The 13,071-nt window shown below is 39.5% G+C and carries 12 protein-coding genes and 1 pseudogene; 4 read left to right on the forward strand and 9 right to left on the reverse strand.

Features of this window, described 5'->3' with window-relative positions; translation table 11 throughout:
- Positions 1-116 precede the first annotated feature (116 nt).
- Positions 117-2,954: an excinuclease ABC subunit UvrA gene (gene uvrA / locus G322_RS0104300; RefSeq protein WP_022940580.1), complete on the reverse strand. Its 2,838-nt coding sequence runs from the start codon at positions 2,952-2,954 to the stop codon at positions 117-119.
- A gap of 143 nt (positions 2,955-3,097) precedes the next feature.
- Between uvrA and G322_RS0104305 the strand changes: the two genes are divergently transcribed.
- Positions 3,098-3,646 carry a DUF2301 domain-containing membrane protein gene (locus G322_RS0104305; RefSeq protein ID WP_022940581.1) on the forward strand — a complete coding sequence of 183 codons (549 nt, stop codon included), beginning with the start codon at positions 3,098-3,100 and terminating at the stop codon, positions 3,644-3,646.
- Between the two features lie 101 nt (positions 3,647-3,747).
- On the opposite strand, the gene G322_RS0104310 is transcribed toward G322_RS0104305, so the two are convergent.
- Together G322_RS0104310 and mutH are read right to left on the reverse strand one after the other, a co-directional pair.
- Complete coding sequence (locus G322_RS0104310) at positions 3,748-4,074, reverse strand: early set domain-containing protein (RefSeq protein WP_022940582.1); 327 nt, start codon at positions 4,072-4,074, stop codon at positions 3,748-3,750.
- A gap of 88 nt (positions 4,075-4,162) precedes the next feature.
- The gene (gene mutH / locus G322_RS0104315) at positions 4,163-4,831 is read right to left on the reverse strand and encodes a DNA mismatch repair endonuclease MutH (RefSeq protein ID WP_022940583.1); all 669 of its coding nucleotides are present in this window, start codon (positions 4,829-4,831) and stop codon (positions 4,163-4,165) included.
- Positions 4,832-5,433: 602 nt separating this feature from the next.
- Here mutH and rppH point away from each other — a divergent pair.
- On the forward strand, positions 5,434-5,976 hold the full coding sequence (gene rppH, locus G322_RS0104320; protein ID WP_022940584.1) for an RNA pyrophosphohydrolase: 543 nt from the start codon (positions 5,434-5,436) through the stop codon (positions 5,974-5,976).
- Between the two features lie 15 nt (positions 5,977-5,991).
- Complete coding sequence (gene ptsP, locus G322_RS0104325) at positions 5,992-8,262, forward strand: phosphoenolpyruvate--protein phosphotransferase (protein WP_022940585.1); 2,271 nt, start codon at positions 5,992-5,994, stop codon at positions 8,260-8,262.
- Positions 8,263-8,266: 4 nt separating this feature from the next.
- On the opposite strand, the gene sstT is transcribed toward ptsP, so the two are convergent.
- The 3 genes from sstT to G322_RS23835 form a co-directional block, all read right to left on the reverse strand.
- Positions 8,267-9,499 carry a serine/threonine transporter SstT gene (sstT, locus tag G322_RS0104330; protein WP_022940586.1) on the reverse strand — a complete coding sequence of 411 codons (1,233 nt, stop codon included), beginning with the start codon at positions 9,497-9,499 and terminating at the stop codon, positions 8,267-8,269.
- 721 nt (positions 9,500-10,220) lie between these two features.
- Positions 10,221-10,856, reverse strand: a complete 636-nt coding sequence (locus G322_RS21625; RefSeq protein ID WP_342662411.1) for a substrate-binding domain-containing protein — start codon at positions 10,854-10,856, stop codon at positions 10,221-10,223.
- Positions 10,857-10,874: 18 nt separating this feature from the next.
- Positions 10,875-11,099 carry a LysR family transcriptional regulator gene (locus G322_RS23835; protein ID WP_211217128.1) on the reverse strand — a complete coding sequence of 75 codons (225 nt, stop codon included), beginning with the start codon at positions 11,097-11,099 and terminating at the stop codon, positions 10,875-10,877.
- 94 nt (positions 11,100-11,193) lie between these two features.
- Between G322_RS23835 and G322_RS0104340 the strand changes: the two genes are divergently transcribed.
- Positions 11,194-11,610: a PACE efflux transporter gene (locus G322_RS0104340; RefSeq protein WP_022940587.1), complete on the forward strand. Its 417-nt coding sequence runs from the start codon at positions 11,194-11,196 to the stop codon at positions 11,608-11,610.
- A 408-nt stretch (positions 11,611-12,018) separates the two neighbouring features.
- On the opposite strand, the gene G322_RS24660 is transcribed toward G322_RS0104340, so the two are convergent.
- From G322_RS24660 to G322_RS0104355, 3 genes and pseudogenes are all read right to left on the reverse strand, one after another.
- Positions 12,019-12,297 (reverse strand): nuclease-related domain-containing protein, encoded by a 279-nt coding sequence (locus tag G322_RS24660; RefSeq protein ID WP_342662410.1) that lies wholly within the window; start codon positions 12,295-12,297, stop codon positions 12,019-12,021.
- Positions 12,278-12,604, reverse strand: a pseudogene (locus G322_RS0104350) (transposase); the annotation flags it as partial. The gene G322_RS24660 and the pseudogene G322_RS0104350, both read right to left, overlap by 20 nt.
- A gap of 202 nt (positions 12,605-12,806) precedes the next feature.
- Positions 12,807-13,071, reverse strand: a 265-nt coding sequence (locus tag G322_RS0104355; RefSeq protein WP_022940590.1) for an IS30 family transposase, incomplete at its 5' end; no start/stop codon positions are given.

Here is a 13,071-nt window from a genome sequence, read left to right on the forward strand (position 1 = left end):
AGTCATTTACCCTGCGTAAAACCTGCTCATTATATTAAGCGGAATGGTATTATACGGGGTCAAGGCTTTCGCTTTGTGCAATACACAATGAAAGAAGCCCTGTCCCCAATGTTGCTTTAGTTGTTCTCGCTATTTTTATTTAACATTGCTTTTAAAAACTGTCCTGTATAACTGCCTTTAACCTCAGCAACGGCTTCGGGGCGGCCTGTGGCGATAATTTCACCGCCTCCATTACCACCCTCTGGGCCTAAGTCGACAATCCAATCGGCGGTTTTAACGACATCTAAATTATGCTCGATAATAATAATGGTATTACCATGATCGCGCAGAGTATGAATGACTTTTAATAACTGAGCAATATCATGGAAGTGTAATCCTGTGGTTGGCTCATCAAGAATATACAGGGTTTTACCTGTATCACGTTTTGATAACTCTTTTGCCAGTTTAACGCGCTGTGCTTCTCCGCCAGAAAGGGTGGTCGCTGCTTGTCCTAAACGAATATAGGAAAGACCCACATCCATTAATGTTTTTAATTTACGGGAAATCACCGGCACAACTTCAAAAAAGGTAAACGCATCTTCAACGGTCATGTCTAATATTTCATGGATGTTTTTGCCTTTGTATTTGACCGACAGAGTTTCACGGTTATAACGTTTGCTTTTACAGGTATCACAAGGCACATAAACATCGGGTAAAAAATGCATCTCAACTTTGATGACCCCGTCACCCTGACAGGCTTCACAGCGCCCACCTTTGACATTAAAGCTGAAGCGACCCGGTTTATAACCACGCGCACGTGACTCTGCGGTGGCGGCAAACAGCTCTCGAATGGGAGTAAATATGCCCGTGTAAGTGGCTGGATTGGAACGTGGTGTACGTCCTATCGGGCTTTGGTTGATATCGACCACTTTGTCTAGGTGTGATAAACCGGTTATTTTTTTGTAAGGAGAGGGTTTATTAGTGGTGGCTTTATTCAGTTTAGTTTGTGCCAGTGGAAATAGGGTATCGTTGATCAGGGTAGATTTACCTGAGCCTGAAACACCAGTCACACAAGTAATAACACCGATGGGAATCTCAAGGTTTACTGTTTTTAAGTTGTTGCCTGTTGCGCCACTGAGTTTTAGCCATTTATCGGTAAGTGGGGTACGCACTTTTGGAACGGCTATCTTTTTACGGCCACTTAAATAATCTGCAGTTAATGAATTTTTAGCTTTTAAGATGGTTTGATAATCACCCTGTGCAATAATTTCACCGCCATGAATGCCCGCACCGGGGCCAATATCAATAATGTGATCGGCTTGGCGAATGGCATCTTCATCATGCTCGACCACAATCACGGTATTACCCAAATCACGTAGGTGTGTTAGCGTTTTAAGTAAGCGCTCATTATCGCGTTGATGCAGGCCAATAGAGGGTTCATCTAAAACGTACATGACGCCCATTAGCCCTGCACCAATCTGACTCGCTAAACGAATACGTTGTGCTTCACCGCCCGAAAGGGTTTCTGCACTGCGCTCTAAACTAAGGTAATTAAGGCCTACATTAACTAGAAAACTTAATCGCTCAATGATCTCTTTAAGAATTTTATCGGCTATTTGGGCTTTTTGTCCCTGTAGCTCGATGGTTTTAAAAAATGTTTCTGCTTCAGCAATCGAAAGTTGTGAAATATAGGGAAGATTAACGTCATTAATAAACACATGGCGCGATGACTGCTTAAGGCGTGAACCATGACAACTGCTACATTGTTGACGATTCATATATTTTTCAAGGTACTCACGCATGGCACTGGAATCGGTTTCTTTATAACGGCGTGCGCGATTGGGAATCACGCCTTCAAAAGCGTGTGAACGCGTCATGCTATCACCACGATCATTGTGGTAGATAAATGAGATCTTCTCTTTGCCACTGCCGTAAAGCACTTGTTTTTGCTGTGTTTTATTGAGATCTTGAAAAGGGAGCTTAACTGAAAAACCATAATGCTCTGCCACGGCATTGAGCAGTTGGAAATAGTAGTTAGATTTTTTACTCCAACCTGCAATTGCGCCATCGGCAAGACTTAATGTTTTATCCGTGACCGCCAATTTTTCATCAAAATACTGCTCAATGCCTAAACCGTCACAGGTTTCACATGCACCCGCTGGGTTATTGAATGAGAAAATACGTGGCTCTAATTCAGTGATGCTATAGCCACATTGTGAACAGGCGAAATTGGCAGAGAACAACTGTTCTGCCTGATTGCCCTCCATAAATGCCAGCACTAATGAGCCATTGCTCAGATTAAGCGTGGTTTCCACTGATTCAGCTAAACGTTGTTTAAGATCATCACGTACTTTAAAGCGATCTACCACCACTTCGATGGTATGTTTTTTATGTAATTCCAATGTCGGAGGATCGCTCAAATCACAAATGTCACCATCGATACGTGCGCGTAAAAAACCTTGTGCAGCTAAGCTTTCAAAGGTTTTAACATGCTCACCTTTGCGCTCTTTAACGATAGGCGCAAGCAACATCATCTTGCTACCCTGTGGATTTTCTAAAATAGCGTCTACCATTTGACTGACGGTTTGTGCATTCAGGGTGACATCGTGCGTCGGGCAACGCGGATCGCCAATACGTGCAAATAGTAAACGCAGGTAATCGTATATTTCGGTGATCGTGCCGACGGTGGAACGTGGATTATGCGAGGTAGACTTTTGCTCAATCGAAATAGCAGGTGATAACCCTTCAATATGCTCTACATCGGGCTTTTCCATCAGTGATAAAAATTGGCGAGCATAAGCAGAAAGCGATTCAACATAACGGCGCTGGCCCTCTGCATACAAGGTATCAAATGCCAGTGAAGACTTACCTGAGCCAGAAAGCCCAGTGATAACGACTAATTTATCTCTTGGGATAGTGAGATCTATATTTTTTAAGTTATGCGTTTTTGCGCCACGAATTTCTATATTGCTCATTTTTATCACCTAATAAACACTGTTAATGCAAACAGTATACATTAATAGAAAGGATCTGCTTAACGTCTCTTTTTTAACCTACATTTTTTTATTATAGAGATGAGACTAATATAATGACAGTGACTATTATAAGGAGCTAATTGATGGCTGATCCCCATATTAAAGAGAATTTAGATAAACTCGATAAAGTGAGCATTATACTTTATCGTACGGGCATGGTGGTGACTGGTTTAGGCTTGTTTACCCTTGCGCTACAACAGATGTTTTATCCGCACTGGTTTAAACGTGTTCTTATTGTGCTAGCACTCGGTGCGTTATTGCAAGCAAGCTCATTGCATATCTATAGCAAAGTGGTGCGTTGGTTTTTAGTTAATGCCAGTTGGTTTGGCCTTTGGATGCTAACTGTCGCTTTTATTACTACAGGTGCTTGGACGAGTTACTTGAGTTTAGGGGCGTTTATTATCACTTTTTCAGGCTTGGCGTATAAAGAGAGTTTCTGTTTCTCATTAACGATTTTAAAAGCGATTCCTATTTTATTAATTATCTCGTGGTTACTGATTATTTTGTCGTTAAATCAGTTGGCTACAGGTACTTTGTTATTATCATCGCTGTTGTATCTGTATATGGCATGGCGAAAAATCAACATGCCGTTGCACTTTGATTTAGGTGACCGCAGTAAATATGAGGTGTAAAGGTAAGAGGTTAAATTCGGAAGTGAAACGTTAGTTGCGCCTAGCGACATGGCGCAGTCACGTAGCACTTCCAAAGAGAAAAAGTTAATTGAAAAAGTCGCTTAGCTTATTTTCAATAGTGCATTTTTACCACCATCATTCATGCCATTATCAACATAACCGTCAGCATCAGTGGGCAGTAACATTATTTGTTGATTGTCTGTATTTGTCGCTTGAAAAATATATTGAAAGCTAGACGCTGATTTTGTTGGAAGATTGATTGCGAGTTTGAATTTACCGCTTTTAAGCTGTTTAAAAGCAATGGCTTGCCATTGGTTATGCTCTGAAAGCAGATTAATATTTACCGCGCCTTGGGCATCTTTCTTTTCAACTTCAAAGGTTATTTTAATTTCAGGTTTAGACTTTAATGGTTGTTTTTTGATGGTCATGATTATTGGCTCATAAAGGTGATAAGGACAGTAGTGCTAATTTACTGTAAATGATGGTTAAATTCTAGACACACTTGATGTTTTTTTATTAAAGATCAAATTGTTGATTAATGATAGATTGTGTAAAGCCTTTTTTTAGATAAAAACCACGTGGGCGTACTTTGATAATATCGCCATTTTTCCCATAAGCCTCGGTTAGACAGCGACCATTAGCCGCTTTGGGGCGAAGTTGCAACACCTCACCATCTCGTGCGCTGATCGATTCAATCTCTCCAAGGGCTATTTTATCCATTAATTCATGCCAATCATCTTTTAATTGTTGTGCCTGTTGTTTGGAAGCGGACCATAAAAAACCACTACCAACAATGCGCTGAGCAAGGGGAACAGATCGTTCTCCCTGTACTGGAACCCATAAAACCTGACTTAGTTTGTTGCAGATATTACTGTTTTCCCATGTTAGCCCGACCGTATTTAACAGTGGCGTTGAGCAAACAAAAGTGGTTTCTACTACTTTACCAAACTGATCAATAGGAATTGTTTTTAGCTCGATACCTAGATGCTTAAAATCCTGCTCAGGTTTGCTGCCCGCAGTTGCACCTAAATGCCATTCAATTAATTGTCCAATCCAGCCTTTATTAGTACGTAGATCTTTCGCCATCTTAATACCCGCTAATGCAGCAAGCTCTTGCAGTGAGTGACCAGCAATATTTTCACATAATGTGAGTAATTCACTGGTAGATGCAGGTGTTGAGATCATGGAGGCTCTTTTATTTGATTAAATAGAAGGTTAGTTTCAATGTTATTCAGTACTTTATCAAGCTATCTACACGCATATTGCACAGAGTTATCCACTTTTTTTGTGGGTAACTCAATAAATAGCTTTGTTTGAGTAAGTGTTAAATTAAATCAGTACTATTTTGTAAAAAAACGTGTATTTTGTCTAATAATAAAGCAAAAGTTCAGGCGATAAGTTGAAATGATTGTTTTTTAAACTATAGAGATATTCACATAAGTTTGTGAACTATTACTGCTGGGTATAATTACAGTTATTAATGTTTTTTATTTAATATCTACCTTTAACCGAATGATAATAAACAAATTAAATAATAAAAAATAAACTTAATAAAGATCTTGATTCTTTATTTAAAGATCTTTTTAAATAAGAGAAGATCATTATACACAAACTTATACACAGTTTTCGTGGATATCTAACACTTTTATCACTATCAATTTGATGGCTCACTACTTCTGTGAAAGAATACCTTATTATTTCAATTTATATGCGCGTAATTACGCGACTATTAACCTTACCTAAAACAATAAATAGCGGGTAAGGGTCCAACCTTAAAGGTGTTTTTAGTGATAGATACTGACGGTTATCGTCCAAATGTAGGTATCGTCATTTGTAATAAGAATGGTCAAGTTTTGTGGGCGAAACGATACGGGCAACACTCATGGCAATTTCCTCAAGGGGGAATTAAAGAGGGTGAAACGCCAGAGCAAGCGATGTATCGAGAGTTATATGAAGAAGTTGGTCTTAAACCTGAGCATGTTAAATTATTAGCAACAACGCGTTCGTGGTTGCGCTATAAATTACCTAAGCGTTTAGTGCGCTGGGATTCTCCTGAGCCGATATGCATTGGCCAGAAACAGCGTTGGTTTTTATTACAATTGATAGGTGATGACGAGCAAATTGAGTTTGAGGCTTGCGGGCATCCAGAATTTGATGATTGGCGCTGGGTAACCTATTGGTATCCTGTACGCCAAGTGGTGTCATTTAAGCGTGAGGTGTACCGTAAAGCATTAAAAGAGTTCTCTGCCATCGCTTTTGCATTGATGAAAAGTAACAGTGAGAAAAAGAGAAATAAACGCCATCGTCGTTCACATTATAAGAGTAACTAATTAAAAGGGTTGTTCATGTTAAGTCAGTTGCGCCAGATTGTAGAGCAGGTTGGAGAAGCAAAAAACTTAACCGTGGCGATGGATATTTTGGTGCAACAAACCAAACGGGTAATGGAGGTGGATTGTTGTTCTATTTACCTCACGGATGATCAAGCACAAAAATTAAATTTAATGGCCAGTGAAGGTTTATCAAATCAAACACCGCTATCGCATTATCTTAAATTTGGCGAGGGAATTGTTGGTTTAATCCATCAAAAAGGGGAACCCTTAAACCTCGCGAATATTACTGAGCATCCACACTACAAATACCTGCCAGGAAGCCAAGAGGATAACTTTAACTCCTTTTTAGGCACGCCAATTATTCACAAACGCCAAGTATTAGGGGTGTTAGTGGCACAGCAAAAAAGTCCGCGGTTTTTTAGTGAGCTTGAAGAGTCTTTTTTAGTGACGCTTGCGATGCATTTAGCAAGCGTGTTAGGAAATTCAGGGTTATGCTTAGAGATTAATGACCACTTACAACCCGGTAGTGCGATGCATCTGCAAGGTTGTCCTGCCAGCTCGGGCATTGCGATTGCGCCCGCTTATGTTGTACGTCCTATTTTCACGCTGGATGCGGTAAAAATAGAGAAGAGTTCATCACCTGCTAAAGATATTTTACTGTTTGAGATGATGGTGACAAAATGCAGTGATGAGTTCTCGAATATGGCGTTAACCCTAAAAGAGCAACTTTCTAAAGAAGCCTTTGCGATGTTTGATATTTATTCGCATGTCTTAAAAGATAAAACTTTTTTAAACACCATTCGTGGACAGATTAATGAGGCGCATCTGAGTGCTTCAAGTGCCATTAAAGTGGTCGCTGAATCTTATATTAAACAGTTTGAAGCGATGAGTGATAGTTATCTCAGTGAGCGTGCAAGTGATATCCGTGATGTTGCTCAACGACTTTTGTACCACCTTGCTCAACAGGTTGACGATAATATTGAGTTGCCTGATAAGCTGATTTTAGTGGCTAACGAGGTAACGTTATCGATGTTAGCAAGTATTCCTAAGGAAAATTTGCAAGGTATTGTTTCGGTGCGTGGTGGGATCAGTTCGCATGTTGCTATTTTAGCGCGTGCGCTCGGGGTGCCAGCAGTAATGGGCGTGTCACTTTCATTAAGCAATTTGAATGCACAGTTACTTATTGTTGATGGTTATGCAGGATCGATGGTGCTATTTCCCGATAGTTCGCTATTGAAGCATTATCAACAGTTGCTTAATGAAGAGGAAGATCTAAAAAATTTAGTGGCATCAGATGTACATAAAGAAGCCGTTACGCAGGATGGTTTTAAGGTTGATATTTTGCTAAATACCGGTCTTAATGCCAATCAACATGGCGCGGTAGCGGGGCAGTTTGATGGCATTGGTTTATATCGCAGTGAATTACCTTTTATGCTGACCGATGCGTTTCCTACTGAATTAGAGCAGATAAGCACTTATCAAACGCTATTAGAGCAATACCAGCAATTGCCCGTCACCATGCGTACTTTAGACGTTGGTGGAGATAAACAGCTCAGTTATTTTCCGATTGTGGAAGATAACCCCTTTTTAGGTTGGCGAGGAATTCGTTTAACCCTCGATCATCCTGAAATATTTTTAGTGCAAATTCGTGCCATGTTAAAAGCGAATAGGCATACTCAAAATTTACGTATTATGTTACCGATGATCAGTGCCATTGATGAGGTGATGGAAGCGAAAATATTGATTCATCAAGCATGGAATGAGGTGAAGTATGAGTTAATGTTAGCTGCCGATGCTTTTCCAATGCCACATATTGGGGTGATGATTGAGGTACCTTCCTCCATTTTTATTATCAGAGAGCTGGCATCACAAGTTGACTTTATCTCTATTGGTAGTAACGATTTAATCCAATATCTGCTTGCGGTTGATCGCAATAATAGTCGCGTTTCTCAACTATTTGATAGTTATCATCCAGCGGTTTTACAATGTTTAAAACTGATTATCGACAATGCGCTACGTTATAAACTAGAAGTGAGTATTTGCGGTGAGCTTGCGGGCGATCCTATCGGCTCTCTGATTTTATTGGGTTTGGGATATAACAAGTTAAGCATGAATGCCAATAACATGGATAAGATTAAATATTTAATTAATGCGTTGCCCAAAAAAGAGCTAGAAAACTGTATCGAGCTTGCATTGGAGGCAAGTAGTGGCAAGGAGATCCGTGCTATTTTTATAAACTACATGGATAGAAAAGGGCTCGGAGGATTTATCCGAGCCGGAAAGTAATAATTTAGCTGTTAGCTGTTAGCTGTGTATTTTTTAGCTCTTCTGCACGACAAGCCGTTGCGGTAAACAACACATCTGTTGAGCTGTTTAATGCCGTTTCTGCTGAATCCTGTACCACACCAATAATGAAACCAATCGCAACGACTTGCATCGCTACCTCATTAGGTACACCAAACAGACTACACGCCAATGGAATAAGTAATAGTGAACCACCTGCAACACCTGAAGCACCACAGGCAGAAACCGCCGCCACGACACTGAGTAAAATAGCCGTTGCGATATCAAACTCAATACCCAAAGTATGTACCGCGGCCAGTGTTAATACCGTGATAGTGATTGACGCACCTGCCATATTGATGGTGGCACCCAGAGGAATAGAAACGGAGTAAGTATCTTCATGTAAGTTTAACTTCTTACACAGTTCCATATTGACAGGAATATTGGCAGCTGAGCTACGTGTGAAGAAGGCGGTCACACCTGATTCACGTAAACATTGGAAAACTAATGGGTAAGGGTTGGTGCGTAGTTTGAAATAAACCAGTGCGGGATTGATGACTAATGCGATGATCACCATGCAGCCCACTAAAACCAATAACAGCTGTGAGTAGCCAAGCAATGCTGAAAACCCTGTTTCTGCAATCGCTTGAGCAACTAAACCAAAAATACCAATCGGTGCAAAGCGGATCACCATATGAACAATTTTAGTAATACCGTTAGAGATATCATGTAACACATTTTTAGTGCTTTCATTGGCATGTTGAAGGGTAAAACCCAATCCAATTGCCCATGCTAAAATACCGATGAAGTTACCAGTAACGAGTGCATTAATTGGATTATCAACTATTTTAAAGAGCAGTGCATTTAATACTTCAAGAATACCCTCTGGTGGTGTTGCTTGAATATCTGTTGCGGTCAATAGTAGTGTTGTTGGAAATAGCACACTCACAATTACCGCTGTTGTTGCCGCTAGCAGCGTGCCGATTAGATAAAGGTGGATAACCGGTTTAAGGTTAGTATGTGTGCCTTTTTTCTGATTCGCGATGGATGAAGCCACCAGTACAAAAACTAAGATTGGAGCAACGGCTTTTAAGGCACTAACAAATAAACTTCCCAAAAAGGAGAGAGACAAAGCGGTCTCTGGAGAAAATGACGCGAGTAAAATACCGGCGACAATACCAATAACAATTTGTAGTACTAAACTACCATTTAATAATCGTTGTAAAAGAGTGGGTTTCATATAACTTACCTGTTGTAGAAAATTTACATAACGTGTGTAACACCACCATGGTGTAATGGCGAACATTGTAAGTTAATATGAGGAAGTTTCAGTGTCCCGTGTCATATGGAATAATAAAATCACCTTTTTTTGATCATAAGCACAGCAACTCAATACCAAGTATCATATGGTGATAAATAGGGTCAAGTTAAATTTAAACTTTCTTCTTTCGCCATCCGATTTGGCGCCCTTTTTTCTTAGATTGCATAGATCGATCTGATTAGTATCTCAATTTCTTCCTTAAATTTAACACTGCCAATAACCATTTCGCGGTTTACACTTGCTCGTATATTTTCTATTAACCTACTCTCCATTTGGTGATCAAACAGCGCTCGATACACGGCTGAATCTAAATACAAAGGATGTGGTGTATATAAGCGGGATTGCTTGCCAATGCTGACGACAATGACGTGATCCTGGCCTTTAGTTTAGATATACCCCCATATATTTTTTAAAAACAGAATAGAAGTATTGAAATAGATATAATTTCAGCTACGGGACATGTACTTATCCCGAAATAGGTCATATTCCGTTGGCATTTCGAAATAACAGTGCCGATGCAGTGATGGGAGAGATCTATCCACCTTTGGTGGCGCTTATGCCAACTCTGCGGTAATTTATAATAATGTTTTTGTTACGTTAAAGAAAAACCAGCTGATCATAAAAAAGCCCATGTTCAGTATTACTCATTCCATAAATGGGTAATGGCATCCGCTAGCCAACTCAAGGCAGGCCCTCTCGCTTGTTGTTTTGCCATCACACGATCAATTGGTACTTGCCATGGTTTATGATCAAAGCTCAGGTTCATTATCACCATCTCATTTTGATGCACATATTGTTCTGCCATATGGGCAGGAATGAAGCTCCATCCAAGCCCTTCTTTGACCATTGCATTAATTGTATTAAAGTTATTACCCCACCATACATGTGGAGAAAGGATAGGACAGTGTGGCAAGGCTTGGCCTTCAATATCTCGGATTAACAATTGGCGGTGTGGAATTAATTCTGTTGCAGTGACGACATCAAGTTTTGCCAACGGATGTGTTGGGCTAACAACACCATTAAATGGCAAACTACCTACATAACATAAATCTACTCCTTGCGGAAATTCATTGTTGCAAAACATTAGCCCTAAATCTGCACTACCGGTATGCACTAAACTTAATACATCTGAGGTTGTAACAGCACAAAGCTCTAACATTGTTGCAGGAAACCTGCTGGAAAAAACAGTTAAAATACTGGTCAGACTAGGTAGCAAAGCATCATCCACTGCAAGCCTTATTTGTGTTTCATGGGATAAGTTTAAAGCATTAGCAATACTGTCTAACTCATAAGTCTATTGTAGAACTGAGCGTGCAAAGGGTAATAACCTCTCACCCTGTGGCGTTAATGAGGGCTTACGAGTCGATCGATCAAACAATGTCGTATTGAGCTCAATCTCAAGATTTGCAATCCCTTGACTGACTGCCGACTGCACCTTGCCTAATTTACGAGCACATGCTGAGAATGAACCAGATTGTGCCGACTCAACAAACATCCGTAGGTGTTCTAAATTATACATATCACTTTTCCTGATAGTAACTAACTACCTTACTTCACAATTAATGATTATTATAACGCTCAAGAACAACTAAACAACTAAACAGAGACTGATTATGGACATAAAAGAACGTATTTTACATAGCTTAATATTCGAAGCCATTGCGCTAGGCATTATGATTTCTGTCGCTATCTCGTTTACCGAAAATGGCTTAAAAACAATGACAGGTTTGGCGCTCGTATTATCATTAATTGCGATGTGTTGGAATTATATCTACAACTTATTTTTTGATCGTGTATTCGGCACTAATCGTATTAAACGTTCATTTAAAATGCGTTTAGGACATGGCTTAGGTTTTGAATTAGGCATGATAATTACCACACTACCATTGATAATGTGGGTGATGCAGGTAGACCTTTGGACTGCGTTTATCTTGGACCTCGGTGTGGTTGTTTTCTTTCTGGTCTATGCGATTATCTACAATTGGAGTTATGACGTGATACGAGACCGAGTTGTTTCTATGTCATCATAGATAATATTTTCAATCAAAACCAGTAGTGGTTGAGTGATTCTGAGCATGCTTTCAGCGTTATTTATGTGATACTTTCTCGGGTACTTTGTGCTCCTTTGCGACTTAGTATCAGCATCTAACGCCCCAAAAGTACATTTTTGGCGTTAGATGACAAACAAGCTATTTGATCAATTTACAGTTATTCAATTCGCGTTAAACACTTTTCAACATTGTGGAGAGTGAGTATATCCAAAAAATTGGTTAGCTGTATTTTTACCTATTTTAGCTTCTCTTTAAATTATTTCGGAATCACCTTTAGGGCAGACTGATCACCGCACTCTTCTCTCTTTGGGGTAACAATTTCAGCCTTAGTTTCAACGATCTTGTTCACATGCTGATTATGCGCAAAATTGGTTTTCAAGTTATTTGCTAATCGCCGGCTTCAATGGCAGTTGTAATTTCACTAACTTGCGCTGCAGTGAAATGAATCTGTTGTTTAGTTTTGATGTATTGCAAACAACCACGTGCATAAATGACGTTGTCAGGCATCTTAGTTTTGAAAGTGCAGTCGCCAATAAACACAACGACAGAGTAAACCTGATCATTTGATAACGCCAAACAACTAGCTAATGTCTGGGTGTGTTTGTCGTTTTGATGTAGTGGGTTTTGAAACTTGCCTGAGTATTTGAAAATTTTCTTGAGCTGCAATTACCAGTTTTACTGATTTTAGTTTTTGTGGTGCGCGAGATATAAATAGCTGACCTTGTCCATCAAGTGATTGGATAGTTTCTGCTGTATATAAGGCTGCATCACCAATAAAATGGCTACGCTGTTGAGCTGCATTGAGGCTACTTAAGTGGTTTTTTACTCTATTTTTAAAGCCTTCATTATCATTGATGTTACCGCTCGTTGCTTGCATGTAAACAGGGATCTCTGCTTTTTTTTCGGTGATCAAATTAATGACTACTTGATTTAATTCTGGACGATGATCACGACTGTAACCACGTACTAATTTGAACAAATTATAGGCAGTCATTTGATTTAAATCTTATCCCAATTATTTTTTAATTATTTCAATAAGGAAAGATACAAATTTCAATTGTTAATCTAATGTTATTTTAATCTATGCTAGTATTTCAAAGGTTACTTTGGTTACTCGTAAATTTATTTTTACGAGTAACCCCAGTTGGCAGATTCAACCTTGAAGTGCATAACCGCTACGCCACTAGTGCGGTTATGTGTCCTGCCATCATTTGAAGCGGGGTTTTAAAAAAAAGCTTCTTTCTCGGCCTATTATTCAGCTGTATTAAATTCACCCTGACATCCTCATTGTGGACCAATTTAAAGTCGGTAGATTTTGGCCAATATTGTCGTAAAAGTCCATTGGTATTCTCATTTAATCCTCGTTGCCAAGAGCAGTAAGGATCTGCAAAATAATAGTCACAGCTAAGCTCTTTAGATACCTCTTTATGGTAAGCGAAC

This window comes from Psychromonas hadalis ATCC BAA-638, assembly GCF_000420245.1.
GTDB classification, from domain to species: Bacteria; Pseudomonadota; Gammaproteobacteria; order Enterobacterales; family Psychromonadaceae; genus Psychromonas; species Psychromonas hadalis.

Bases quoted from the DNA above. Each gene is read 5' to 3' on its own strand.
- G322_RS0104340 (WP_022940587.1), top strand. From the start codon at position 11,194: ATGGACATAAAAGAACGTATTTTACATAGCTTAATATTCGAAGCCATT.
- uvrA (WP_022940580.1), bottom strand. From the start codon at position 2,954: ATGAGCAATATAGAAATTCGTGGCGCAAAAACGCATAACTTAAAAAAT.
- mutH (WP_022940583.1), bottom strand. From the start codon at position 4,831: ATGATCTCAACACCTGCATCTACCAGTGAATTACTCACATTATGTGAA.
- G322_RS0104305 (WP_022940581.1), top strand. From the start codon at position 3,098: ATGGCTGATCCCCATATTAAAGAGAATTTAGATAAACTCGATAAAGTG.
- G322_RS23835 (WP_211217128.1), bottom strand. From the start codon at position 11,099: ATGTATAATTTAGAACACCTACGGATGTTTGTTGAGTCGGCACAATCT.
- G322_RS0104310 (WP_022940582.1), bottom strand. From the start codon at position 4,074: ATGACCATCAAAAAACAACCATTAAAGTCTAAACCTGAAATTAAAATA.
- ptsP (WP_022940585.1), top strand. From the start codon at position 5,992: ATGTTAAGTCAGTTGCGCCAGATTGTAGAGCAGGTTGGAGAAGCAAAA.
- sstT (WP_022940586.1), bottom strand. From the start codon at position 9,499: ATGAAACCCACTCTTTTACAACGATTATTAAATGGTAGTTTAGTACTA.